21 protein-coding genes, 1 tRNA gene and 1 pseudogene are annotated in these 23886 nt (G+C 65.0%); 16 read left to right on the forward strand and 7 right to left on the reverse strand.

Annotated elements, in window-relative coordinates; all coding sequences use genetic code 11:
- The first annotated feature begins 97 nt into the window (after window positions 1–97).
- Complete coding sequence (locus tag LDO15_RS14405) at window positions 98–832, forward strand: hypothetical protein (RefSeq protein WP_223979678.1); 735 nt, start codon at window positions 98–100, stop codon at window positions 830–832.
- Window positions 833–957: 125 nt separating this feature from the next.
- Here LDO15_RS14405 and LDO15_RS14410 read toward each other — a convergent pair whose 3' ends face one another.
- From LDO15_RS14410 to LDO15_RS14420, 3 genes are all read right to left on the reverse strand, one after another.
- Window positions 958–1476, reverse strand: a complete 519-nt coding sequence (locus tag LDO15_RS14410) for a hypothetical protein (protein ID WP_223979679.1) — start codon at window positions 1474–1476, stop codon at window positions 958–960.
- Window positions 1476–2009 carry a hypothetical protein gene (locus LDO15_RS14415; protein ID WP_223979680.1) on the reverse strand — a complete coding sequence of 178 codons (534 nt, stop codon included), beginning with the start codon at window positions 2007–2009 and terminating at the stop codon, window positions 1476–1478. Before LDO15_RS14415 ends, LDO15_RS14410 begins: the two co-directional genes overlap by 1 nt.
- A gap of 288 nt (window positions 2010–2297) precedes the next feature.
- Window positions 2298–2540: a hypothetical protein gene (locus tag LDO15_RS14420; RefSeq protein WP_223979681.1), complete on the reverse strand. Its 243-nt coding sequence runs from the start codon at window positions 2538–2540 to the stop codon at window positions 2298–2300.
- Window positions 2541–2594: 54 nt separating this feature from the next.
- On the opposite strand from LDO15_RS14420, the gene LDO15_RS14425 reads away from it, so the two are divergent.
- The 7 genes and pseudogenes from LDO15_RS14425 (at window position 2595) to LDO15_RS14455 (ending at window position 7205) form a co-directional block, all read left to right on the forward strand.
- Complete coding sequence (locus LDO15_RS14425; RefSeq protein WP_223979682.1) at window positions 2595–2819, forward strand: hypothetical protein; 225 nt, start codon at window positions 2595–2597, stop codon at window positions 2817–2819.
- Window positions 2820–3086: 267 nt separating this feature from the next.
- The gene (locus LDO15_RS14430) at window positions 3087–4325 is read left to right on the forward strand and encodes a hypothetical protein (protein ID WP_223979683.1); all 1239 of its coding nucleotides are present in this window, start codon (window positions 3087–3089) and stop codon (window positions 4323–4325) included.
- A gap of 134 nt (window positions 4326–4459) precedes the next feature.
- Window positions 4460–5116, forward strand: a complete 657-nt coding sequence (locus LDO15_RS14435; protein WP_223979685.1) for a hypothetical protein — start codon at window positions 4460–4462, stop codon at window positions 5114–5116.
- A gap of 2 nt (window positions 5117–5118) precedes the next feature.
- The gene (locus LDO15_RS14440; protein ID WP_223979687.1) at window positions 5119–5688 is read left to right on the forward strand and encodes a hypothetical protein; all 570 of its coding nucleotides are present in this window, start codon (window positions 5119–5121) and stop codon (window positions 5686–5688) included.
- A gap of 43 nt (window positions 5689–5731) precedes the next feature.
- The gene (locus LDO15_RS14445; RefSeq protein WP_223979689.1) at window positions 5732–5911 is read left to right on the forward strand and encodes a hypothetical protein; all 180 of its coding nucleotides are present in this window, start codon (window positions 5732–5734) and stop codon (window positions 5909–5911) included.
- A gap of 69 nt (window positions 5912–5980) precedes the next feature.
- The gene (locus LDO15_RS14450) at window positions 5981–6271 is read left to right on the forward strand and encodes a hypothetical protein (protein WP_223979691.1); all 291 of its coding nucleotides are present in this window, start codon (window positions 5981–5983) and stop codon (window positions 6269–6271) included.
- 295 nt (window positions 6272–6566) lie between these two features.
- Window positions 6567–7205 (forward strand): annotated as a pseudogene (locus LDO15_RS14455) (ATP-dependent DNA ligase).
- A gap of 1119 nt (window positions 7206–8324) precedes the next feature.
- Here LDO15_RS14455 and LDO15_RS14460 read toward each other — a convergent pair.
- A complete protein-coding gene (locus LDO15_RS14460; protein ID WP_223979693.1) occupies window positions 8325–8513 on the reverse strand; it encodes a hypothetical protein in 189 nt (62 codons plus the stop codon).
- Between the two features lie 155 nt (window positions 8514–8668).
- Here LDO15_RS14460 and LDO15_RS14465 point away from each other — a divergent pair, with 155 nt between their 5' ends.
- Window positions 8669–9298 (forward strand): DUF2510 domain-containing protein, encoded by a 630-nt coding sequence (locus LDO15_RS14465; RefSeq protein ID WP_223979695.1) that lies wholly within the window; start codon window positions 8669–8671, stop codon window positions 9296–9298.
- On the opposite strand, the gene LDO15_RS14470 is transcribed toward LDO15_RS14465, so the two are convergent.
- Window positions 9295–9744 carry a universal stress protein gene (locus LDO15_RS14470; RefSeq protein ID WP_223979697.1) on the reverse strand — a complete coding sequence of 150 codons (450 nt, stop codon included), beginning with the start codon at window positions 9742–9744 and terminating at the stop codon, window positions 9295–9297. The genes LDO15_RS14465 and LDO15_RS14470 overlap by 4 nt on opposite strands.
- A 402-nt stretch (window positions 9745–10146) precedes the next feature.
- Between LDO15_RS14470 and LDO15_RS14475 the strand changes: the two genes are divergently transcribed.
- Window positions 10147–10527: a hypothetical protein gene (locus tag LDO15_RS14475; protein WP_223979699.1), complete on the forward strand. Its 381-nt coding sequence runs from the start codon at window positions 10147–10149 to the stop codon at window positions 10525–10527.
- A gap of 20 nt (window positions 10528–10547) precedes the next feature.
- On the opposite strand, the gene LDO15_RS14480 is transcribed toward LDO15_RS14475, so the two are convergent.
- Window positions 10548–11090, reverse strand: a complete 543-nt coding sequence (locus LDO15_RS14480) for a MarR family transcriptional regulator (RefSeq protein ID WP_223979700.1) — start codon at window positions 11088–11090, stop codon at window positions 10548–10550.
- Window positions 11091–11202: 112 nt separating this feature from the next.
- On the opposite strand from LDO15_RS14480, the gene bcp reads away from it, so the two are divergent.
- The 6 genes from bcp to LDO15_RS14510 all read left to right on the forward strand — a co-directional run bounded on the left by bcp (window position 11203) and on the right by LDO15_RS14510 (window position 19524).
- The gene (gene bcp / locus LDO15_RS14485) at window positions 11203–11676 is read left to right on the forward strand and encodes a thioredoxin-dependent thiol peroxidase (RefSeq protein WP_223979701.1); all 474 of its coding nucleotides are present in this window, start codon (window positions 11203–11205) and stop codon (window positions 11674–11676) included.
- A gap of 74 nt (window positions 11677–11750) precedes the next feature.
- Window positions 11751–11832: transfer RNA gene (locus tag LDO15_RS14490), tRNA-Leu, on the forward strand.
- Between the two features lie 228 nt (window positions 11833–12060).
- Complete coding sequence (locus LDO15_RS14495; RefSeq protein WP_223979702.1) at window positions 12061–12735, forward strand: fasciclin domain-containing protein; 675 nt, start codon at window positions 12061–12063, stop codon at window positions 12733–12735.
- A 231-nt stretch (window positions 12736–12966) separates the two neighbouring features.
- On the forward strand, window positions 12967–14652 hold the full coding sequence (locus tag LDO15_RS14500) for an ABC transporter substrate-binding protein (RefSeq protein WP_223979703.1): 1686 nt from the start codon (window positions 12967–12969) through the stop codon (window positions 14650–14652).
- A gap of 78 nt (window positions 14653–14730) precedes the next feature.
- Window positions 14731–16233: a malate:quinone oxidoreductase gene (locus LDO15_RS14505; protein WP_223979704.1), complete on the forward strand. Its 1503-nt coding sequence runs from the start codon at window positions 14731–14733 to the stop codon at window positions 16231–16233.
- A 96-nt stretch (window positions 16234–16329) separates the two neighbouring features.
- On the forward strand, window positions 16330–19524 hold the full coding sequence (locus LDO15_RS14510; protein ID WP_223979705.1) for an efflux RND transporter permease subunit: 3195 nt from the start codon (window positions 16330–16332) through the stop codon (window positions 19522–19524).
- Here the strand turns inward: LDO15_RS14510 and LDO15_RS14515 are convergent.
- Complete coding sequence (locus tag LDO15_RS14515; protein WP_223979707.1) at window positions 19521–23882, reverse strand: Pls/PosA family non-ribosomal peptide synthetase; 4362 nt, start codon at window positions 23880–23882, stop codon at window positions 19521–19523. The genes LDO15_RS14510 and LDO15_RS14515 overlap by 4 nt on opposite strands.
- Window positions 23883–23886 lie beyond the last annotated feature (4 nt).

Here is a 23886-nt window from a genome sequence, read left to right on the forward strand (position 1 = left end):
ATGGTCCGGGGCGCCTCCTTTGTGGGCCCATCCCGGCTGCCGCTACGCCCGGTCAACGCCGCATACAGTCATGGTGAAACCGCTGAAAGGAACCGGCATGGGCCACTGGGAAACCGAGCACGGGGACATCATCCTCTCCTCCGCCGAATTCGCCGCCGTTTGCCAGGCCGCGCAGAAAGCCACGCACGATCACCAGGCAACGGTCTTCGAGGAGACCCAGTCGTTCTGGAAAGGGCTGACCCGCAAAGAGCAGACCGACCCGGAAGCCTACCGGGCGGCCAAGACGAGGCACATCGCTGAACGCCGGCGCCTGACCGAGAGCGCTTTGCGGAGCTGGGGGCACCGCAGCGTCACCCCGCACGCGGAAGAAATCATCTCCGACGTCGACTGGCGGCTCTCACACCCCCGCGGCGCCAAACCGGCCCGTGTCCTCAAATCCGATCTTCCGTTCCCGACCAACCGGACGACCGAATTTCAGGCCGGCGAAGGCTCGGTGACCTTCGACAAGGAGCGGAACACTGTCCGCTGGGAAACCGGCCAGTACCGCGACGTCATCGAAAAGGCCCGCAGCTCGGTCGCCGGGGAGGCGCTGTTCAACCGGATCAAGACCGTGAAATGGACCCGCGGCACCGGTGGTGTTTTCCGAGGCGACAACGAGATCAGCAACGAGGAAGCCGACGGGGCGAATACGTCACCACGGCCTACGGACCCCTCGGCGCCGCCCAGGAGCCGTCCCACTGCGAGGAGTACGCCGACTCGAAAGGCCACCGCGTCACCCGCAGGGAGCTCTCCGACCTCCAGCAGGAACTCTGGCGGGCACAGCGGAAGATGATGGACCGGATGGCCAAGGCGACGGCGGCCGCAGGCCGAGGCAAGACCTCCGCCGAATCCACGGCGGGCAGCTTCGCCCCACGCGGCTACCGGGAATCGAACATCCGACTCTACTAAGCCAGGTGGCTAAGGCTTCCGTTGTGTTTCGGCGTTCAGCAGCAGGTCAAAGCTCGCAAGGCCGTAGTCCGGCGGGGTTATCCACGCGACGACACGTGTCGCCTCGTTTGCCGCGCCGGGCACCACGCTGAGCTCGAGCCCTGGCACACCGTTGATCTGCAGCGGCAGCTTTCCGTTGGACTGGATCAGTTGCTGCAATCTCCAGGCAGAGATTTGCGCGTTGGGGTCACCGGTCAGTTCAAGGATCGAGCCGTTTACACGTGCTGTCAGCCCGGCCAGGAAAGACTTCTCGGCCTTCACCTTGGAGACGACGTCAGCCACCGTCCAGATGGTCGCAACAGTGGTGCACACAGCGATGACGACAAAGACGTTCCGCAGCGGTTCGATGAAGATCATCAGGACCAGGCAGGCGATGAAGGTCATGAAGCCGGCGCCGATGAAGAGGGGCCCGGCGCCCTTGCCGGGTTGTCCTGTCCATTGGTGGGCGCCAAAACCGGCGACATAGTGCGGCTTGGGCTTTGCGGGCATCACTGGCCTCCCTTCAGTTCGAGAAGCGCCTCGGCCAGGACGACGGCCTCACGCGCGGCCAACAGATCATCGCGGAGCCCCATGTCAGGAATTGCCGTGGCGACACCTTCCGTGGTTCCGACAACGCCCAGCACGGCCCTGCTGAGTTTCTCCCGCTCCTCGGCCACCTTACGGGACGAGGTCAGCCGCTCCTTGCTGATCTGGAGATCATGAAGTGGCCCGTCGATCTCATCGATCCGGTTCTGGACGGCGGCCAGTCTTGCTCCCACGCGTTCGCTGCGGGCCCGGAAGACTGACTCCATGTTGATGGCGACCGCGTGGAGTTCCCTGAGGCCGGAACGGCCCGCCACCTCCTGGCTGCCGAGGAGACCTTCCAGCCGGGCGCGGCGCTCAGCCCACTGGACATGGCCAAAATTGTTGTCCTCCAGCGCAGAAGAGACGATCGACCGCACATGGCCGAGGGCACCCTTGCGCTCCTTGAGACTGGCCTCGGCATTACTGAGCCGCTGCAGGAACTCCGCATAATTGTCCATGAGGCTGGTCGGCTCCTGTGAGTGCTGGACGTTTTCTGAAGTCTAAGGGCTGCCACCGGTGTGCGCCGGCAGGGCGACGCCGGTTGGGGTTGTGCCGGCAGACGCCAACACCTAACCACTCCGAAGAGGACCCCGCACCCGCATTCAGTGAGGGGTCCTCTTTCTCTGCGCAGTCTTGATGAAGTGCATCGTGGTCCTTTTCGTTGATCGAATGCGCCGACCATGTTTCTGGACAGCACCGCCCTGAACCATGCGCAGAAACGGCAGCGACGGCCGCACGGCCAGCCCTCAACGAAGCGTTCCGATCTTTTGCCGGGCGAGCCCGGCCCCGATCACGACCAACACAGCCAGTGCCGGGATCAGGGTGGCGGCCAGGGCGGGGACCGCGATGTCAGGGGTGTAGCCCACGAAGGCCCCGTCCGCCAGGCAGAGGAGGATGGCCAGAACCGCGAACCCGGCTGCGAGGACCGGCGCCGGCCGCCGCCGGCTGCGGCGCGTGGTGTTTGGGATGACCGGGTCCTGCAGGTACATACTGCCAGGACCATCAGCGGCGAGAACCGGGCGGTAACGACTCTACTTACTGAGGTGGTCAGGCAGCAGATGCCCGAGGCCCCTCCCCTGGCGTTCATCATTTCCCTGATGTCCTCCGCAGCCCGGACAGCGCACCGCGAACCGCTGCACCGCGACGTCCCCGTGACGTTCGGCCGCCGCTACAAGCGGCACTGCGGGGTCTGCATGACCGTATCGCCGTGCCCGCTCCACCAGCCCCGCGAAGCCGCGGAGGCCGAGACCCTGAAAGCAGCTTCATGACCACCCCTGGAGGACTTGCGGGACAGCGTGGGGCGCGTCCTTGACAGGAAATTGGCCGAGGAGGAGTCTTCAGTTCCCATCTGGGCGTCATACCTGCGGCATCTGCTGGCTGGCGGCAAAGTATTTGGCTTCTAATAACGGGGCGATAAAATGACTGCTACTCCTTGGGCAATTCTGCTCTGCAGGTTCTCAGACGCCGGACCTGAACCGTATCCGCGCTCACGCTTTTAAGAAATTTTCACCAGCGCAGGCGCCGGGAAATTCAACATGGTTGACTTCTTTCGCGATATGTCCCACGGATCCCTGGATCTGAACGGTTCGAAGGTCTTCCCGCCCAACGGAGGCTGGTACACGCTCCCGCACCCCCGATCCGATTACAAGGGCGTCAACACCGTCGTTGGTGACTACCTTGTCGGACGAGCGGCACTCGAGATCTGGGCCCGTAAGGCCGCCGCTGCGGCCGGCGACGACCTCAAGGCCTTCTTCAACATCGTGGTCGTGGCTGATCCACCAGCAGATTTGTTCGGCTGCAGCTTGGGCGTCTTTACAGGCGACTACCGTTACTCCAGTAACGGAATGACAAGGCTTTCCCCGAGTTTCCTAGCGCGAGATATGAGTCGCGCCTACGGCCTGGAATACTCGCGGTCTGAGGGGTGCCAAGAAGACAAAAAGGACCAATCGGACATCATGAGCACGGCTAACGCATATATGGCGCCGCACCCTGTCTTCACCGAAGCTGTTGGCCGAAGGCCAATCTTCCGGATCGGCCCCGGTCTGAACGCAGCAACAATGTCGGCGATGTCCTGGTTAGACAATACGCGCGTGTGGTCCTCTGGGTCCTCTGGGTCATCCCGGCACAACACAGTCCAGCTGCGTCCTCTGCATCGCAGAGATCTCCCCGGCTTTCTTTGCGCCAAGGTGGGCGATCTATTCGTCGAGTTCCGTATGGACGAAGGATGGGACGCCGGCCTACCCCAACCTTTAGTCCTGGTTCATGACTTCTACAATGGCCACTCCTACCTCATATCGGGGTTGAGGGCTGGCGAAGCTTATTCCCAAGGAGATGTCAGCAGCGCGCCAACACTAGTGCATGATGCAGGCGTCAGAATTACCGTCACAGCCATTGATCCCCAAGAACGCACCGCAACCCTGCTTATTGAAACGTGGGCGGCCCATCAGACCCTGATGGCAAGCCCCGGCATCCTCATAGGCGGGGCCGCCAATGACGGCGGCGGGTTGTTCATCCTAAACGGCAAAGTCGGCGTCGTGCCGCCACGTTCCCCGTTGCTGCGCCTACTGGAACACGTCAGCCAAGTGCAGTCCAGCGAGACTGTTACTCACAGCGTGGCACGCAACCTGATCCAGCAACAGGCTTACACAGCCATTGCCGAGCTTGCCACCGCTGAAGCCGCCCGCGCATCCGCCATCCAAGAGCCCAGCATGAACGTATTGCCGGAGTGGGATGAGCCTCCGGCACCCGAAGGCGAGACCAAAGCCGGCGACTAACCGCCACTTGGCGCCAAGGCCCGTCCACCATCACGGTGGGCGGGCCTTTTCCATGCCCGGGGAGGGTTTGCCCGGGCGCCCCACACATGGTGGCTGGCGGCAATACGTCCGCGTCGATCCACAGAAAGCCACCCATGAACCCGACATACCTGATCCTCCCGATCATCCTGGTCGTCGTCACTTGCGCAGCCGTCGCCGCCGGCGCCATCTTCGCCGCGAATGTGTACCGCCGCCGTGAAGCCGAGGCGACGGCGCTCAGGGTAGCTGCCCGACAAGCAGAGCACCGTGCGGTGTCCGAGGCCGAGGCGCTAGAGCTGGCAACGGCATACCACCGAGCGTGGATCGACCCGGCCACCGGGGAGCCGCACCGTAATGACCACATCTGCAACCAGCAGTGCCGCGACCTCAAAGCGGCTGCCAGGAATTTGCGCGCGCAGGCAGCCAGCTCCCGTTGCGACGCCCGCACGGGTCAGCAGCCCGTAGCCCCCGATTCCGGCGCAGGTGATCTGGTCAACCTCCTCCTGATGCAGCAGGCGTTGAACAGCATCGACAATGACCACCATGGGGGCTACAGCGAGGAACGTCCGGAGGAGCGCTACGAGTCCCAGGACCAGGCGCACGAGCCGGCCGAGGCACCCTCGGAGATCGAGACTGCTTCCTATTCGGCGCCTGAGCCCGCATATACCGCGCCGGAGCCGATCTCGTACTCTGCCCCCGACCCGGCGCCCAGCTACGACGCCCCCAGCTTCAACTCGGGAAGTTTCGGCGGCGGCGACACCGGGAGCTTCTGACCATGACCGAAAACCCTCCTCCCGGACCGGAAGATTACTTCGGCATCCGCATCGCACCCGGCGAGAGCCTTGCCGACCGGTTCCCACAGGTCGCCGTCCGGGCTCGCATGTACAAGCTTGAAGACGACGGCGCATCGGACCTGGCCCGCCGCAAGCGGGCTGCGAAGGATCGGGGACCGGACGTCGTGGCACGCCATGCGCAGGCGATCGCGGCCATCGAGAAGCGCCAGCGCGGCGAGACTGCACTGGACCCCGTGTCCCCGAAGATCGCCGAGATCCGCATCGAATCCCACCGGCGTGCAATCCGACGGTACAAAGCCGGGCTGGACGTCATCCCTGCGGTGAACGTGGTCGCCCCGGTGGCACGCCGTGTCGCCCGCGAAGACCGGCGTCACGCCAGAAGGCCCAAACCAACCCCATCACCGAAAGGCACAAACCGTGAGCACCGAAACGACCATTACAACCGCCCGTGCGACCAGCCGAAACCGCGACATCATTATCGCCATCATCATCATTGTTGCCGCAGCCGCGCTGGTTGCTGTGATTGGCGCTACCACTACAGCGTCGCGTAACGACCAAGCAGAGAAGCGCGCGACGTTCGAGAAGGTCCTCAACATGTCCTCCGCCGAACTGGAGAGCAAGACGGTGACGGAACTGAATGGCTACCAGGCGGACATCGTCAAGGCCGGCCACCACAACATGGGCTTGGGCAACATCACGGGCTACGACAAGACCGTCGTGGACCATGAATTAAAGCAGGTCAATGACCTGATTCTGAAGAAGATCGACCGGTAGGATGCCAGGCTTCGAGACACGCGCGCCGCTTTCCAGTGGATTGTCAGGGGCTGGTGCCACCATCGGATTATGAGCATTCCAACGGTGGAAGCAGCGATCAATGAGCTCATGGACTGGTCCTGGGCTGCAGTCGAAGATCTCCTTGCGAAGCGTGGCCTCCTGGGCGGCGGGCTCGTCGTGGAGGACTATACCGGCCTCCTGTCGTGGCTTGAAGGGGCGGCCCGGTACACAGTGGTGCATTCCACCGCGGTCGCCGTGCTGTTCGTGAATTCCTCCCCGGTTGATGCCATCGCTTTTCACCGTGACCTGCTCGGTTCGGATGACCCGAAATCGTTCTTCACCCTCCCGCCACGGACATAGAAGCACACGACTGGCGCGTCGGCTGGCACGCTTACATACCCATGCCGTACAAATGATGGCTATGACAATCTCGACCGAAGCCCAACCGCCTCAAACCGCATCACCTGAATCCCTCCGTGTAGTGTTCTCGGACCCCGACGCAGTGAAGGCCACAGCTGTGCGCGATCTCAATGCTTCGCTGGCCGCAGCGCAGGCACCGGTCTTCTCGAGCCCGTTCTGATCCTCAGCCCGCCGCGGGTATCGTGACACCGTGTCCGAAATCCCGCCGGCGGTCCTCCGCGCGCCGTCCCTGGCGATGGCCAAGCCCGTCTCCCGGGTCCCCGGACCGGACGTGCTGCCCGGTGGCTCTTGGTACGAGCCCAAATGGGACGGTTTTAGGATCTCAGCCACGGTCACCGAAACCGGTGTGACGCTCTGGTCCCGGCAGGGCAAGGACCTGACCCGGTGGTTCCCGGATCTGGTCGCCGCGCTGGCCGATCAGGTCCCGTCCGGCTGTGTCATTGACGGCGAGGCGCTCATCTAGACGGGTGACCGTCTCGACTTCAACTCCCTCCAGCAGCGGATGGTCACCGGCAGGAAGTTGCTGCCCGCTTTGATCCCGGAGCGGCCCGCTTCGTTCGCGGCGTTCGACGTCCTCGCAGTCGCCGGCCACGACACCCGGGACCTGGCGCTGAAGGACCGCCGAGTGCTGCTTGAGGAGCTGGCGGCCGGCTGGTCCCCGCCGCTGAACCTCACCCCCGTCACGGCCGATTACGGCACCGCCCGGGAATGGTTCGAGGACTTTCCGGCCACCGGCATCGAAGGGCTTGTCGTCAAGGGCGCCGGCCAACGCTACGAGGGAGGGGTCCGGCAATGGCTGAAGGTCAAGCACCGGGACAACCTCGACGTTGTGTGCGCCGCGGTCATCGGTCGCCGGGATCTCAAACGTAATTAGATCCATGGGATCAGCGTCAGCAGGAGTGCTCGCCTGGAGCTACCATCCTCTCAATGAACCTTACGGGCAGGCGGCGTGCATGTGCCGCCCAACTCGTCCGCTGGCATCCGATCAATTTCTCTTGGTTCCATTCCGTCACTCGGCCACGTCGAGGGGAACGATCCGCACCACGGGGGATGTGGTTCGGCTGGTTGGGATATGGTCATCGCGAACCTGCAAAAAGAAGCTGGCGGGGTAGCCGACTTTCAGTGGCTCAAGGAGCAGAAGCGGTAGCGTTTCAATGGGTTCCGGGTTCGAGTCCCGGGGGGTGCACCACCACGGAAACCCCGTCCTGCAGGCCTAGCAGCCAGCGGGACGGGGTTTCTTTTTTTGGTTTGAAATCCGGGCCCCGCCGGGCCGGAATTCCCGGTCGGCAGACCGCTGAACCATACGATGGGGAGGATGAACTCCACCCGGAAGGCCTGTTACACATCCGCCGCGGCTCTAGTGCTGGCGGCCTCGCCGCTCGTCCTGGCATTGCCCGCCGCCGCTGCCCCTTGCGCGCCGACCGGACTCGTCCCGGTGAAGATCTGCCCCGCCTCGCCGGCGCCGGGCCCGCCGTCCGCATCGCCAACGCCCGGCACCCCCGCACCGGTTAACCCGGCACCCGGCAGCCCCGCACCGCCGCCACCAGGCGCTGCGCCGTCACCGACGACGTCCCAAGCGCCGCCGCAGTCACCCGCACAAGGGCAAACCACCCAGCCCGCCCAGATGCAGGCAGCCCCGGCGCCCGGCCCCGGTTCGCCTGCGGGCCAAGGCGGCGACGATCAACCGGCCACGGGAGTCGGGCCGGAGCCAACCGACACGTCCGGGCCCCAACCGCCGGATGCCGGCCAGGGCGGGGATGCTTCAACCGGGGAGCCGCTCAGCGCCGGGACCGGCCCGGACTTTTCAGGGCCTGACGGGCACAGCAGCCTCGCCGGCGGGTCCCTGCTGGCCCTTAGTGGCGTCCTCCTGGGCCTCTCCGCAGCGATTGGCCTTAGCCGGCCGGCCCGGCCGTGAAACGGCCGCCGAACCACCACGGTGAGCGGTGGTTATCCGGCGGCCGCTGGAGTCATATCGTGTCCTTAGACCTTCTACTTAGACCTTCTCGCGGGACCGGTCTGCGACTTTCTCCGGCTCCTCGACCGTGAACTCCTTGGTGCGGCGGGGGAAGGCCCAGAACTTGAAGTCCTTTGCCTCCGCCCGGGGCTCCCGGCGTTCCTCTGATTCCCGCGCGGCATCCTTCCTGGTGTCACGCCCGAAATCCTTGTAGTTCGAATAGCACATCACTGACCTCCTTCATGGTGATTGCCCTTTAATGGTCCCCCCGATCTCTTGCCGCGTCGATACTCTCGCTACCGCAGCCGCCCCCATGTACGCTCTGTCTCAGAAGCTTCTGACCGCGTTGAACAATCGGCCAACCCCGCAAAGGATGAACAGCCATGACCGTCCCGCCCAGCACTTCAGCCCCCGGCCCTGGCTGGTATCCAGACCCTGCCGGCTCGGGCCGGCTTCAGTGGTGGAACGGTACGGCATGGACCGGGCAGTTCAGCGCCCCTCAGCTCCAGACGCCGCCGTCTCCGCGACCGGTGGAACCCCGCAGGCGCATCAGCGACCGGACGCCGGTCTATAACGCGTATGTCTGGACGATTGTGGCGCTGCCGCTCGTGCCGCTCATTCTGCTGATGCTCTGGAACCCGGTGCTCCGGGTGCGGACGGTCGGGGCGCGGCAGGTCCAGACAATCGATCCGGCGTCGATCTTCACGGTGCCGTACTTCCTCCTGGTGGCCAGCGGTTTCCTGGTCTACGGAGTCTCCGCGCTCCTGGCCTACTTGGACTGGGACAAGCTCCGCAAGGACGGCGTCGTCCGGCCTTTTCACTGGGCATGGGTGTTCCTCAGCCGGGAGGTCTACGTCATTGGCCGCTCCGTGATTGTGCACGAGGTGGCCCCGCGGCGCGGACTCGCCCCGGTGTGGGCCACGATCGGCGTCACCATCCTCGCGGTGGTGCTTGTCGGCTTCAAGATGTCCTCTCTTGTGGCCACCTTGGCGAACCAGGCCGCATCAATCTAGGGGCTCGTCTGGCCTTCAGCCCCAGCGCGGATGATCAGGAGCGGGCACCGGGCGTGGTGGGCAAGCTGGGAGGACACGGAACCGAGCAACATCCCCGTAAATCCACCCAGGCCACGGGAACCAACAATCAGCAGGTCCGCTTCGCGCGATGCCTCCACCAGTGCGGCCGCCGCATTTCCCTCCTCAAGGCGTCCGGTGACGGGAACCCCCTGGTCGGCCACACGCTTCAGTTCGTCGTCGAGGATCAGCTGCGCGTCCCGCTCGAACCCCGCGTAGTCCCAGGCCTGGCCGGCGGCATCGGTAACGTACGGATACTGCCACGACGCGAGAACAACCACTTGGCCATTCCTCAGCTTCGCCTCCTGCACGCCCCAGTCAAGGGCCGCCTGTGACTCCGGGGAGCCGTCGACGCCGACCACGATCACGAACGGGCTGCTCTTAGCCATGCCACTCCTCCGACCGGTTGAGACTCGGTATGCGGCCCATCATCCTCCGGCGGGCAGCACCCGGACATCCCCCGAACGGCATGATGCCGCAGGAACCCCGGGGCTTTAGTCCCTGTCCCGAGACCGGGCACGGGCGTTGACTGGAAAGATGCCCCGGGCAACCGTCCCGGAACAATGCCGGTCCTGTAGACCGGACCGATGACCGCCGGACAAGATCCCGGACGGACAACTCCACTGATTATCAGGTCGGCTTCCCACCACCCTGCCCGGGCTCCTGTTGAGGGGTCCGGTCCGGAAATCGTGTCCGGGAATGCGGGATTCCGCCGTCACCAGGGCCGGACTGCACCGCCTTGCATCGGCGGAAGGAGTGGGGGACGTCGACCCCCTCAAAGGATCACGTTCATGAACAAGGCTATTCGTATTATCGGAATAACTGCCGTGACGGCGGCATTGGGCCTGGGCGCCGGGGCCCTGCCTGCCAGCGCCGCCCTTACTACTTCCGGTACTGCCTCCGGCAGCTCCTGGAACCAACCGCCCTTCGAGCACCGGCACCACCTGCGGGACGGCAACCGGCATGATGCCCAGCACGGCTGGTGGGACGGAGAGAGCAGGTGGCATGACAACGCCGACGGGTGGGGATGGCGCGACGACCACGGCAATTGGCGGGACGACAACGACCACAACGGCTGGTGGACGGGCCGGGACGGATGCCGGCACGACAAAGACGGATTCTGGGACCACAACGGGCACCGGCACGAGAACGTCAAACACCACCACTGGTGACCGGGCGGCGCTTGACGGGGCTAATTCAGCGGGGTGGCCTTTGCCGCGAGTCCCTGCTCGGCGGCAGGGGCTGCTGGGGCAAGGCCGGTCCCGCCGGCAAGTCCAGGCTCAGCGGCAGTAACGATCGCCTTGACCTCCGCGGACGAGGTCCTGGTGGCCAGCACCCGGACCACAGCCTGGAGTTCCTGGCGCAGCACGTCCGGGTCAATCGGAGTCGCGGCAAGCACCGAGCGTTCCATGTCCGCGGCCGCGGTGACGGCCTCACGGCCCTGATCAGTCAGCGACACCACGTGGCTGCGCCGGTCCGAATCGCTGCGTTGCCGCGAAATGTGCCCGTGCGCCTCCAGACGGCTCAGCGTTTTGCCCATGGTCTGGGCCTGGACCCTTACCAGCTGGGCCAGTTGGGCTTGTGTCATTGGCCCATTCGCCGAGAGCACCTCCATGGCGATCACCCCGGCATGGGTCAGGCCAATGGCCCCCAATTTTTCGTTCCAGGAATGTTCTACAAGACGTGCTGCCGTGGACAATAGGCGGCCCGTGGGCCAGCGATCCATATCAGGCATACCCAAGAGTATAGCGAGCAGCGGATTGGTCGGGGGCCGCCGGGCTCATTACGCTGGATGATCACCCGGTTTCGCGACACCCTTTGCCGCAGACCTCACCAAGGAGCTAACCGTGCCTGAACGACTCACCGCCGGTGCCACGGCACCGGATTTCACCCTCAAGAATGCCGAAGGACAAGACGTCAGCCTGCGCGATTTCCGGGGCCGGAACACCGTCATCTATTTCTACCCTGCGGCCTCCACTCCCGGGTGCACCAAGCAGGCCTGCGATTTCCGGGACTCCCTGTCCTCCCTGCAGCACGCAGGTTATGACGTGGTGGGAATCTCCCCCGATCCGGTCGGGAAGCTTGCCAGGTTCGCGGCCGCCGAGGGGCTGACCTTCCCGCTGCTCTCCGACGAAGACCATGCTGTCGCAGAGGCATATGCGGCCTGGGGCGAGAAGAAGAATTACGGCAAGACCTACCAGGGGCTCATCCGCTCGACAATCGTCGTCGATCCCGAAGGCAAGGTCGCCGTCGCGCAGTACAACGTCCGGGCCACCGGGCATGTCGCCAAACTCCGCAGGGACCTTGAAATCGGGCAGTAGTTCCGGGCGGCAGTGGGTACAATGGAGCCTGGCGTCCGCCGCCGGGGTTCTTCCCCGGACGACGACGGCGCCGCGCGCGAGTGGTGAAATTGGCAGACACGCAGGATTTAGGTTCCTGTGCCTTCGGGCGTGGGGGTTCAAGTCCCCCCTTGCGCACACTGGGAGAACCCCGGTCTTCGGACCGGGGTTCTCCCGCGTTTCCGGCGGATTCCCCGGGAATCCCGGGAGCTAAAAAGAATTTCAATCCCCCACCCATCCGTTTCCTCCGAGCAGCCGAATACCCATTGAGACACCAACCAAGGGTCGGTGCCCAACAGTCGGGAAAGGGCCACAGCGGCAATGTTCGCCGCAGGCAACCATCGGCACAACAAAGGAGAAACCGAAATGCAGACCATCAAGCGCACCACGTTCGCCGTTGCAGGAATCGCAGCTGCCGCCATGCTCAGCCTCACTGCCTGCGGCGGATCCAGCACCACTGCTTCCTCGGCCCCCGCCAGCTCCGCACCGTCGGCATCCAGCATGGCACCGTCCCCGTCCATGAGCTCCTCCGCCGCAGCCATGGATCCGGCCGCCAACCTTGTCGGCCCCGGCTGCGCGGCCTACGCCGCCCAGGTTCCGAGCGGTGCCGGCTCTGTCTCCGGCATGGCGCTTGACCCGGTAGCCACCGCGGCGTCCAACAACCCCGTCCTCACCACCCTGACCGCCGCCGTTTCCGGCAAGCTCAATTCCAAGGTCAACCTGGTGGACACCCTCAACGGCAGCGAATTCACCGTCTTCGCCCCGACCGATGACGCCTTCAAGAAGATCGACCCGGCCACGATTGAAGCACTGAAGACGGACGATGCCACGCTCAGCAAGATCCTGACCTACCACGTAGTTCCCGGCAAGATCACCCCGGACCAGATCGTCGGCACGCACAAGACGGTTGAGGGCGGTTCCATCACGGTCACCGGCACCAAGGACGCTCTGAAGGCAGACGACGCCAACGTGGTCTGCGGCGGCGTCCAGACCGCCAATGCCACTGTCTACATGGTCGATTCGGTCCTGATGCCCAAGTAGGCAGCACTAAAAGCACTCCTGCGCCGGCTCCAGCCTGACTCCCTGGGCCACTAGGAGAAGCGAAGGCCTGCACCCTCCCTGAGGTGCGGGCCTTCGCTTTTTCGGCTCACGGGCCCCTACGGCCGGGGGCCGGCCGCGGTGCGGCACGCAAGATGGCGGACTCCGCCGTCAACTAGACTGGGGCTGTTCCGCAGCCGGCGGACCATCCAGTTCCCAGAGGTGATCCCTTCAGTGCCCAGCAGTACACTGCCCAGCAGGATAGTGCGGCGTATTGCCGCCAGCATCGGAGCCGCTCTGCTCCTGCTGCCGATCGCATCCTGCACCGGTACCGTTGGCCCGGCACCTAGCTCGACTACGGGATCCTCCACCGCCAGCGCGGCACCCACCGCGCTCTTCACCTTCGGCACCGGCTCGGAGCCGCTCGGGCTCGATCCGGCCTTGGTCTCCGACGTCGAGTCCTACCGCATCACCCGGCAGGTGCTGGAAGGCCTCGTGGGCGTCGACCAGACCACCGGCCAGCCCACTCCGCTGCTGGCCACCGAATGGTCGCAGAGCGATGATGGGCGGGCCTATACCTTCAAGCTGCGCGAGAAGGTCACGTTCCAGGACGGGACCCCGTTCAACGCCGCAGCCGTCTGCACCAACTTCAACCGCTGGTTCAACTTCCCCGCTGCGCTCCGCCAGCAGGCTACGGGCACCACCTTCAAGGGCGTGTTCAAAGCCCACGCGGACCAGGCGCCGCTGTCGATCTACAAGAGTTGCACCGCCGTGGCGCCGGACAACGTCCGGATCGACCTCACCCAGCCCTTCACCGGTTTCCTCCAGGCCCTCACCCTCCCGGCTTTTGCGATCTCCTCCCCGCAGGCCCTCGCCGCCGAACACGCGGACGTCCTGGACCAGAACCGCGGCGGCCAGCCGATGTCCGCTTACGGGCTCCATCCCGTGGGCACCGGACCCTATGTCTTCGGTTCCTGGGACGCCGGCAGCGTCACCCTGAACAGCAACAAGTACTACTGGGGGGACAAGGGGCAGATCGGCACGATCAAGTTCGTGACCTACGATCACCCGCAGACCCGGATGCAGGCCCTCCTGGACGGCAAGATCGACGCCTACGACGCCGTCACCGTCGGCAACTTCGATCAGCTGGTCAAGAGCGGCAAGCAGATCATCCAGCGGGACCCGTTCTCCGTCATGTACCTGGGCATGAACCAGGACGTCCCCATCCTGCAGAACCTCAAGGTGCGCCAGGCGATTGAAATGGCGCTGGACAAGGACACCCTGATCCGCCGGTTCTTCATCGACAACACCGCCCAGGCGTCCCAGTTCGTCCCGCCGAAACTTAGCGGGTTCAACAACAACGCCCCGGCGCTGGGGTACAACCCGGACAAGGCCAAGGAGCTCCTGGCCGACGCCGGCTACAAGGGCGAGGAACTGAAGTTCTACTATCCGCTCAACGTCACCCGGCCCTACCTGCCGACGCCGGAAAAGGTGTACGCCGAGATCAGCCGGCAGCTGACCGCCGTCGGGCTCAACATCAAACCCGTGCCTGTGGACTGGGCCGACGGCTACCTGCAGAAGGTCACTTCCCCGGGCGACCATGCCCTGCACCTGCTTGGCTGGAACGGCTCGTACTCCGACCCGGACAACTTCGTGGGTCCGCTCTTCGGGGAAAACACCGGCGAATTCGGCTACCAGGATCCCCAGGTCTTCTCCAAGATCGCCCGGGCCCGGGGATTGCCGGACGGCAAGGACCGCACGGCGCAGTACCAGACCATCAACGCGCAGATTGCCGCCACAGTGCCCGCCGTTCCCATTGCCTTCCCGATCTCGGCGCTGGCTCTTTCGGACCGGGTCCTGAAATACCCGGCATCGCCGGTGCTCAATGAAGTTTTCACAAAGGTCGAGCTAAAGCCTTGACGCCCGGGGCCAATTTCAGTTAGTGGGCGGTGCGGGATATTCTGTGACAGCCAGAGCCGCTGCTATCGGAGACTGATTGTGACTTTCATTTCCAAGACCCAACATGCCGACGTCGTCCTGATCGGCGGCGGCATCATGAGCGCCACGCTCGGTGCATTCATCAAGCAGCTCGAGCCGAACTGGACCATCTCGATGTTCGAGCGGCTCGACGAGCCGGGACTGGAAAGCTCCGGCCCCTGGAACAACGCCGGCACCGGACACGCCGCGCTGTGTGAGCTTAATTACTCCCCCGCAGCCAAAGACGGCTCGGTGGACCCCGGCAAGGCCCTGAACATCAACGAACAGTTCCAGCTGTCCCGACAGTTCTGGTCCCACCTCGTCTCGAACTCCCTGATCGGCTCCCCCAAGGGCTTCATCAACACCGTTCCGCACATGAGCTTCGTGATCGGCGAGGACCACGCCAAATTCCTCCGCACCCGCTACGAGGCACTCAAGCCGAACCCGCTGTTCCGCTCGATGCAGTATTCCGAGGACCACGCCGAGATCGCCAAGTGGGCCCCGCTGATCATCAAGGGCCGCGACCCGAAGCAGCGTGTCGCGGCAACCCGCGCCGCCGAGGGCACCGACGTCGACTTCGGCGCCCTGACCCGGGAGCTGACCGCGTACCTGGGGAACAACGGCGTGGAGATCAACTACGGCCACAACGTCAGCGACATCAAGCGCGCGTCCGACGGCGGCTGGGACCTCTCGCTGAAGCACCCCAGGAGCGGCGAGCACGGCTCGATCCGTGCGAAATTCGTGTTCGTCGGCGCGGGCGGGGGTGCCCTGCACCTGCTGCAGGCCTCCGGCATCCCGGAAAGCAAGGGATTTGGCGGTTTCCCGGTCTCCGGCCAGTTCTTCCGCTGCACCGACGAGAGCCTCGCGGCCCAGCACAGCGCCAAGGTCTACGGCCAGGCGTCGGTGGGCGCCCCGCCCATGTCCGTGCCGCACCTGGACACGCGCTACGTCAACGGCAAGCGCTCCCTGCTGTTCGGCCCGTACGCCGGCTTCTCCACGAACTTCCTCAAGCACGGCTCCTACCTGGACCTGCCGCTGTCCATCCGCCCCTCCAACATCATCCCGATGCTGGCCGTGGCCAAGGACAACATGGACCTCACGGCCTACCTGATCAAGGAAGTCGCCAAGCGCCACGATGACAAGGTCGAGGCCCTGCGGGAGTACTACCCCGAGGCCAAGGGCGGCGACTGGGAACTCATCACCGCCGGCCAGCGCGTCCAGATCATCAAGAAGGACCCGAAGAAGGGCGGCGTGCTCCAGTTCGGCACCGAGGTCATCGCCGGACGCGATGGCACCATCGGCGCACTGCTCGGTGCCTCCCCTGGCGCGTCCACGGCCGTGCCGATCATGATCGAGCTGCTCCAGAAGTCGTTCCCCAAGAACTTCAAGGGCTGGCAGTCCAAGCTCAAGGACATGATGCCCGGCTACGGCGTCAAACTCAACGAAAACCCTGAGCTCGCCGCGCAGCTCGAGGCCGAGACGGCCAAGACGCTGCAGCTCGAACAGGTCGACGCCCGCAACTGATCCCCGGAACGCGCCGCGGCTGGCCTACACTGCTGGTTTGGGGGCAGTGGCTGTCCTCGTGTGCACTACGTCCCCGACCCGCCAGGAGACCATGAGATGTTCCGGCTCGCAAAGCTGTCCCTCGCCAACCGGGCCCTGATCGCGCTGATCACGGTGTTCGCGTCGGTCTTTGGCGTGATCACGATGTCCTCGCTGAAGCAGGAGCTCATCCCGTCCATCGAGTTCCCGCAGATCACCGTGATCACCTCGATGCCCGGCGCGTCGCCGGAAGTCGTGGACAAGCAGATCAGCGCCCCGCTGGAAACGGCGCTGAACAGCGTCGAGGGGCTGGAGTCGACGTCGTCGACCTCCCGGAACGGCGTCTCGCAGATCACGCTGGCGCTCACCTACGGCTCCAACCTGGACCGGGCCCGGAACCAGATCGACCGTGCCATCTCCAACGCCAGGCAGGCCCTGCCAAAGGACGTCCAGCCGCAGGCCATCGCCGGGAGCATCAGCGACTTCCCGATCGTGTTCCTGGCCGTGTCCTCGGACAAGCCGCTCAGCGAACTCAACGCCGATCTCGCCCGGCTCAGTGTCCCCCGGCTGCAGAAGCTCGACGGCGTCAGGGGCGCCGATGTGACCGGCGGCGCCACCCAGCACATCCAGATCCTGCCGCGGCCGGGGGACCTGGCGGAGTCTGGCGCGAGCATCCAGTCCATCAGCGATGCCCTGAAGAACAACGGATCACTGGTTCCGGCCGGCACGGTGGAGGAGCAGGGCAAAACCCTCTCGCTCCAGATCGGCAGCCCGGTCGATTCCCTCGACGCCATCAAGGCCCTCCCCCTGGGCGCGGCCCGCAATGCCGCCACGATCGGCAGTGTGGCGGACGTCAGCCTGGTCGAGGACGCCCGTACGTCCATCACGCGCACGAACGGCAAGGAAACCCTGGCCCTGTCCGTGACCAAGAAGCCCGAAGGCGACACTGTCGCGATTTCGCATGCGGTGAAGGACGCCATCCCGCAGCTCGAGGCTGAGCTGGGCTCCAACGCCAAGTTCACCCCGGTCTTCGACCAGGCACCGTTCATCGAGAAGTCGATCAAGGACCTCACCACCGAGGGCCTGCTGGGCCTGGGCTTCGCCGTCGTGGTGATCCTGGTGTTCCTGATGTCCGTGCGCGCCACCCTGGTGACGGCCGTGTCCATCCCGTTGTCGCTGCTGATCACGTTCATCGGGCTTTCGGCCACCGGCTACTCCCTGAACATCCTGACCCTCGGCGCCCTCACCATCGCGATCGGCCGCGTGGTGGACGACTCGATCGTGGTCATCGAGAACATCAAGCGCCACCTCAGCTATGGCGAGGACAAGATCACCGCCATTGTGACCGCCATCCGCGAAGTCGCCGGTGCCATCACGGCCTCGACACTGACGACAGTGGCCGTCTTCCTGCCGATCGCGTTCGTCGGCGACCTGGCCGGCGAACTGTTCCGGCCGTTCGCCCTCACCGTGACCATCGCCCTGCTCTCCTCGCTGCTGGTCTCGCTGACCATCGTGCCCGTGCTGGCGTACTGGTTCCTGCGCACGCCGGCCGTCGCCGGCTCCCCTGCTGGTTCTGCCGCCGGCATTGCCGCTAAGGCACATGAGGCCGAGCAGCATACGCTGTTGCAGCGCGGCTACCTGCCCGTCCTTGCCGGCACCCAGCGGCATCCCGTCCTCACCCTGATCGCCGCGGCCCTGGTGCTCGGCGGCACCGTGGCGATGTCCCCGCTGCTCGCCACCGATCTGCTGGGCCGCTCCGGCGAGAACAGCATGACCGTCAAGCAGGCCCTGCCGGCCGGAACCAGCCTTGACGAGGCCAGCGCGTCAGCCATCCGGGTCGAGGGCGTCCTGCGCGGCATCGACGGAATCAAGGACGTGCAGTCCACCACAGGCAACGCCCAGACCGGGTTCTCGGCCCTGCTCTCCAGCGGCGCGTCGAATTCGACCTTCACGGTGGTCACGGACGAAAAAGCCAACCAGGGGAAGCTGCAGGACACCGTCCGCAACGAGCTCGCCAAGCTCGGCGACGCCGGCAAGATCACTGTCGGTTCCCAGCAGGGCGGCTTCGGCACCTCATCGACGGTGGACATTACCCTCAAAGCGGCCAGTACCGCCGATCTCCGGGCCGCCAGTGACTCGATGGTCAAAGCCATGGACGGCGTACCCGGCAGCAGCGAGGTGGCAACGAACCTGGCCGCCAGCCAGCCTGTGGTCCAAGTCAAGGTGGACCGGGCCAAGGCCGTCGCGGCCGGCCTGAACGAGGAGCGCGTGGCCGGGGTCCTGGCGGCAACGATCAGTCCGATTCCGGCCGGAACGGTGCGGATCGAGACCAACGACTTCCCCGTCCGGATCGGTGAGGGCACCCGCTTCACAAGCATCGACGCCGTTCGGGACATCCCGCTCCCGACGCCGGCCGGCGCCGTGCCGCTGGGCAGCATCGCCGCCGTCGAGCAGGTGGACGTCCCCGTCTCCATTACCGCCAGCAACGGCCAGCGCACCGCTCGGGTCTCCGTGACGCCGTCGGGGGCCAACCTCGGCGCGGTGAGCACCGAAGTGCAGAACCGCCTCAAGGCAGTCCAGCTGCCACCGGGAGTCACCGCCACGATCGGCGGCGCCACGACCCAGCAGGCCGATTCGTTCCGCCAGCTGGGGCTCGCGCTGCTGGCCGCCGTCGCGATCGTCTACGTGATCATGGTGGCTGCGTTCAAGTCCCTGGTGCAGCCGCTGATCCTGCTGGTCTCCATCCCGTTCGCGGCGACGGGTGCCATCGCCCTGCTGGTGGTGACAGGCGTGCCGCTGGGCCTGCCGTCGCTGATCGGCATGCTGATGCTTGTGGGCATTGTGGTGACCAATGCGATTGTGTTGATCGACCTCATCAACCAGTACCGCCAGCCGCGCAACGGCGAACCCGGGATGGCGGTGGCGGACGCCATCACGCACGGCGCCCGCCAGCGTCTGCGCCCCATCCTCATGACGGCCCTCGCCACGGTCTTCGCCCTGACGCCCATGGCATTGGGACTGACCGGGGGCGGGGGCTTCATCTCCCAGCCCCTGGCGATCGTGGTGATCGGCGGGCTGATCTCCTCCACCGCCCTCACGCTCGTCCTGGTTCCGGTCCTGTACCGGCTCGTGGAAGGACGCCGGGAGCGCAAGGCCCTACAGAAGTCCCTGCCCCGCGGACGCCATTCCGGGCCGGCCGCGGCTGGGGACTTCCCCGAGGAATTTCCCGATGACTTCTCCGAAGACGCTTCCGTGCCGACGGGGTCGCACTAGGAACGGGACCCCGGGAGCTCGGCGTCGGTCTTGGCATTGCCATTGGCCTTCGCCTTGGCCTCGACGCTCGACTTGGCCTGGACCTGGGTTGCCTTCGCCGCCTTGTGGGTTCCGTGGGCCGCATGGGTTGCGTGGGTTCCGTAGGGTCCCTTCGAGAGCCTGAGGAGCCCACCGGGCGCAGCGGCTACCTCCCTGTGACGGGGGCCGCCGTGGCGGGGGCTGGCGGAAAACACGGCCGCGAGCGCTTTGGGTGCCGCCGGGCTCATCACCTCGCGCGCCGGGTTGCCGGAATATATTGCATTTTCCGGGACGTCCTCGCCTTTCATCAGAAAGGCGTCGGCCCCGAGAGTCGAACCATCGCGCATCGTCACCCCGTAGTTGACCCAGGAATCCACGCCCAGGGAGCAGCGGTTGCCGATCGCGATGTAGTCAGATTTGAAGGCGCCGTCTTCCATGGAGTGGCCCTGAACGTGCACTCCCTCGTTGAACGTGCAGTCATCCCCGATCGTCACGAGGGTCTTTTCCGGCATGTTCAGGCCGGCGTCGTAGAGCCGCTTGCCCACCTTGACCCCCAGCAGCCTCCAGGTCAGGGGCTTGAACGGGGTTCCGTTGAACGGCGCCCCGGCCAGCAGCTTCCAGAGCCGTTCGTGCTGCCAGAAGTACCGGTCGTAGATCGAGCAGTACTGCGGCTTCAGGCGGCGGAAGCCCATAACCGAACGCTCCACCAATGCCATAAACAGAATGCGGAACACCACCAGGCCGAGCATTGCCCCGGCGACGGCCAGCGCACCGAGGAAACTGTGCGCGGATACGGCAACGGCGCCGGCGAGTGTGGCAACAAACAACAGGACCCAGCGCACGGCCAGGAACAGCACCATGCTCACGATGTTGTGCCGGTTCTTGGACGGGAGAAGCCTGTTCATGGCGTCCGCGATCTTGAGCTCGTCGAACTCGGCGTCACGCTGAACGGACCGCGGAATCTCGAATGCGGGTGATCCCAGCAGCCCCACATCCCTCCGGACCGGGCCGTCAATCGGAATCATCACTTTCGAGGCCAGGAGACAGTTCTCCCCGACGCGGGCTCCAATCGGAAACGTGATGTTGTTTCCCAGGAAGTTGTGGCCGGCGATCCGGACCCGTGAGAGCCGGAAGGACGAGCCGGTGTAGTCGGCGTTCATCATGTTCAGACCGTCCGAAACCATGGTCCCTGTCCCGACGGAGTTGAGGAACGGCGACTCGTGGCCCAGCGTGGGGCCGAAGTTCGACCCTGTTTGCTGCACCTTGCCCAGGTCCCAGCCCAGCGCCCGCAGGTAGTGCACGATGTAGGAGCTGTCGCCGAAGATGTCCTTGTAGAGCCTGGCGTTGGAGGTGCGGGCAATCAGCCGATGGATCGAATAATGCCAGCCGTAAAGCGGATAGACGACATCGGGCTTGAGGAAATGGTTCAGCAACCGCGGAACACAGAGGACAACCACCAGACCGACTATCAGGCCGCCAATGAACACGACCAGTGTCATCACCGCCACATCAACAAAGAACGTGTAGGCGCCCAGCTGCAGGTGCCCGGTGTCCAGGTAGGGAGGCAGGAGCGCGGCCAGGCCGAGCACGCCCGCCGGAACGACCAGGACCAGCCGGTTGAACAACTGGAGGAGGCTGAAGATGACCCTCCGCCGGGTGGTGCAGGGCACGGCCGGGACTCGCCGGTAGTTGGCGCTGGCACGCGCCGCGGGGGAACCGTGCCACACCTGTCCCTCGGGCACGACCTGCGAGGTCTGCAGCGATGACGCATGTCCAAGCTGGGTGTCGTTGCCCATCGTCGTTCCGATGTCGAGGGTGGTCCGCTCCGAGACAAGGACATTGCTTCCCAGCGTCACCGGGCCCATCTCGATGAGTCCCGAATGTGCCCGGTAGCAAACGAACGATGAATCTTTATTGATCACGGAGTTGTCGCCGACGGTGAGCAGGTCCGGGCAGGCGGGCAGCTTCCGGGAGAAGATCGCCACCCCCTTGCCAATCTTGGCGCCCAAGAGCCGCAAGTACAGCACATAGAGCGGAGAGCCGACGAAGAGAGCGAGCGGGTTTGCCCGCATCAGCGTCTTGACCACCCAAAATCGCAGATAAGCCAGACTCCAAATTCTGATGGTGCCCGGCTTCCACCGCCCGACGAGGACCCATTTGAGGATGATCGGGGTCACGGACAGGACCACGAACATGGCGGCGCCGAAACCGACGGCGCGAAGCCACATGTCAAGGAGGGTGGTTCCCCCCAACGTCCATTCGTAGCCAAAGACCAGCAGCCATGCGGCGTACATGGTGTAACCCAGGAAAAACAGCAATTGGACGACACCGCAAAGAGCGTACTGGAACGAGCTCACGGGAGGCACCGGTGCCGGGAGTACGGCGCCGGGCTCCGGCACGGCGGCGCTGTCAACGGATTCACTGTGCCGTGCCTCGAGGCATACGGCAAGCTGCCGCACCGTCGGGTTCTCGTAGATGTCCTGCATTGCGGCCGGTGGCAGGGCGGTTTCTTTTCTGATGCGGGCGCAGAAGCGGGCCATCAGCAAGGAATCCGCGCCCAGGTCGTTGAAGAAATGGGCATCGGTTGACACCTTGTCAAGGCTCAACACGGCGCCGAGCTGCGCCGCCAGGGCCTCTTCGGCGGCGGTCGTTGGGGCGGTAAACGACCCGGCGGCCGCCTGGCTGATTCTGTGCTCTGGACGGGGTAACCGTTTCCTGTCCACTTTGTCGCTGGCCATCATGGGAATGGCGTCCAGCTGTTCAAAATAGGCAGGAACCATGTACCCGGGAAGCCTGGTGCGCAGCATCCGGTGGAGGTCATGGGCATCAACGCCCGCGACATCCTGGCGAATGGTGTAGTAGGCGGCCAGTTCCACGGTTCCGGGTTCCGGTTCAAACGTCTGGACGACCGCCTGGGCAATTCCGGGGAGCTGGAGGAGGACGGATTCGATCTCGCTCAGCTCGATGCGGTAGCCGCGAATCTTGACCTGAGTATCGATCCGGCCGAAGTATTCGAGTTCCCCGTCGTCGTTGACCCGGCCCAGATCCCCGGTGCGATAGATCCGGCCGGAGGGATTGTTCCCGATCCCCAGGAAGTCCGGCACGAACGCCCGGTCCGTCAGGTCCTGGCGGTTCACGTATCCCCGCGCCAGTCCCACGCCGGCGAGGCCTATCTCACCGGATTCACCCCGGGGCAGCGCCCGGCTCTGCTCGGGGTCAAGGATGACCGCCGAGTACGTGGGCAGGGGCACGCCGAGGGACACGGGCACGTCCGGGTCGAGGACCGACCACGTGGCAGTTACCGTCGCTTCGGTCGGGCCGTAGACATTCAGGAAGCGGCGCCCGGGGCGGTGCCAGCGCAGGACGAGATCCTTGGGGCAGGCCTCCCCGGAAACCAGCAGGAACCGCAAATCGGGCAGATCATCGTCGAGCGTCGCCAGCAGCGTTGGAACACAGCAAAGAGCCGTGATCCGTTTCTCCTGCAGGTACTCCGCGAGCTCGGCGCCCAGCATGCTGGATCGTCCGGGCTTAGGCACCAGGGTGGCCCCGACCATCCAGGCGACCCAGATTTCTTCCACCGAAAAATCAAAGGCGATCGTCATGCCTTGGTACACGCGGTCCGTGGGCTCGATTCCGTAAATGTCGGAGGCCACCCGGATGAAATTGCAGATACTGGCCTGTTCCACCGCCACGCCCTTTGGCCGGCCCGTCGAACCGGAGGTGTAGATGATGTATGCCAGTTCATCCTTCGTCCCGCCATGGTCCGCACCGCTCAGGCGGGCCGGGTCCTTCGCCTCGATCTGCGCCTGCACATCATCAACACACACCGTAACGGCGGCCACTTCAGGCAGCAGGTCCTTCAGATGGGACAGTGACAGGATCATGGCCACATTGGCGTCTTCAACGATGTACTGGAGGCGGTCCGGAGGGAATCCCGGATCCAGCGGAACATAGGCCGCGTGGATCTTCAAGACGGCAAGCATCGCCACGTACGACCGCCACGGCTGGTCAAACAGCAGCGCGACGCGGTCGCCCGGCCGGGCACCGCACACCAGGAGATGACGCGCCAGCTGATTCGCCCGTTCGTCCAGCTCCCTGTACGTCAGGACAACGTCCCCGGCATCCACGGCAATCTGGTCGTCCAGCCCCTGGTCCCGCAGGTCATCACAGCGGTCCTCGAAAAGCTGGTCCAGCCGCTCGCCCCGATGCCAGCGCGCGGCCTGATCCGGCGCGGCCGATGTCAGGACAGTTCCCCCCTCCAAACCGCCAACCGTGGACATCTTTCCGCGCAACTCAGGGGGTGTGGTGAGGCTGTTGCCGATCCTCGCGGTCTTGCCCATCCTT

The organism is Arthrobacter sp. NicSoilB8, from assembly GCF_019977355.1.
Lineage (GTDB): Bacteria > Actinomycetota > Actinomycetes > Actinomycetales > Micrococcaceae > Arthrobacter.

What these genes read in the sequence shown, in the direction of transcription:
- LDO15_RS14495 (WP_223979702.1), top strand. Translation starts at nt 12,061, where the DNA reads ATGCAGACCATCAAGCGCACCACGTTCGCCGTTGCAGGAATCGCAGCT.
- LDO15_RS14460 (WP_223979693.1), bottom strand. Translation starts at nt 8,513, where the DNA reads ATGTGCTATTCGAACTACAAGGATTTCGGGCGTGACACCAGGAAGGAT.
- LDO15_RS14510 (WP_223979705.1), top strand. Translation starts at nt 16,330, where the DNA reads ATGTTCCGGCTCGCAAAGCTGTCCCTCGCCAACCGGGCCCTGATCGCG.
- LDO15_RS14405 (WP_223979678.1), top strand. Translation starts at nt 98, where the DNA reads ATGGGCCACTGGGAAACCGAGCACGGGGACATCATCCTCTCCTCCGCC.
- LDO15_RS14410 (WP_223979679.1), bottom strand. Translation starts at nt 1,476, where the DNA reads ATGCCCGCAAAGCCCAAGCCGCACTATGTCGCCGGTTTTGGCGCCCAC.
- LDO15_RS14415 (WP_223979680.1), bottom strand. Translation starts at nt 2,009, where the DNA reads ATGGACAATTATGCGGAGTTCCTGCAGCGGCTCAGTAATGCCGAGGCC.
- LDO15_RS14440 (WP_223979687.1), top strand. Translation starts at nt 5,119, where the DNA reads ATGACCGAAAACCCTCCTCCCGGACCGGAAGATTACTTCGGCATCCGC.
- LDO15_RS14420 (WP_223979681.1), bottom strand. Translation starts at nt 2,540, where the DNA reads ATGTACCTGCAGGACCCGGTCATCCCAAACACCACGCGCCGCAGCCGG.
- LDO15_RS14445 (WP_223979689.1), top strand. Translation starts at nt 5,732, where the DNA reads ATGTCCTCCGCCGAACTGGAGAGCAAGACGGTGACGGAACTGAATGGC.
- LDO15_RS14430 (WP_223979683.1), top strand. Translation starts at nt 3,087, where the DNA reads ATGGTTGACTTCTTTCGCGATATGTCCCACGGATCCCTGGATCTGAAC.
- LDO15_RS14435 (WP_223979685.1), top strand. Translation starts at nt 4,460, where the DNA reads ATGAACCCGACATACCTGATCCTCCCGATCATCCTGGTCGTCGTCACT.
- LDO15_RS14480 (WP_223979700.1), bottom strand. Translation starts at nt 11,090, where the DNA reads ATGCCTGATATGGATCGCTGGCCCACGGGCCGCCTATTGTCCACGGCA.
- LDO15_RS14465 (WP_223979695.1), top strand. Translation starts at nt 8,669, where the DNA reads ATGACCGTCCCGCCCAGCACTTCAGCCCCCGGCCCTGGCTGGTATCCA.
- LDO15_RS14470 (WP_223979697.1), bottom strand. Translation starts at nt 9,744, where the DNA reads ATGGCTAAGAGCAGCCCGTTCGTGATCGTGGTCGGCGTCGACGGCTCC.
- LDO15_RS14515 (WP_223979707.1), bottom strand. Translation starts at nt 23,882, where the DNA reads ATGGGCAAGACCGCGAGGATCGGCAACAGCCTCACCACACCCCCTGAG.
- LDO15_RS14475 (WP_223979699.1), top strand. Translation starts at nt 10,147, where the DNA reads ATGAACAAGGCTATTCGTATTATCGGAATAACTGCCGTGACGGCGGCA.
- LDO15_RS14450 (WP_223979691.1), top strand. Translation starts at nt 5,981, where the DNA reads ATGAGCATTCCAACGGTGGAAGCAGCGATCAATGAGCTCATGGACTGG.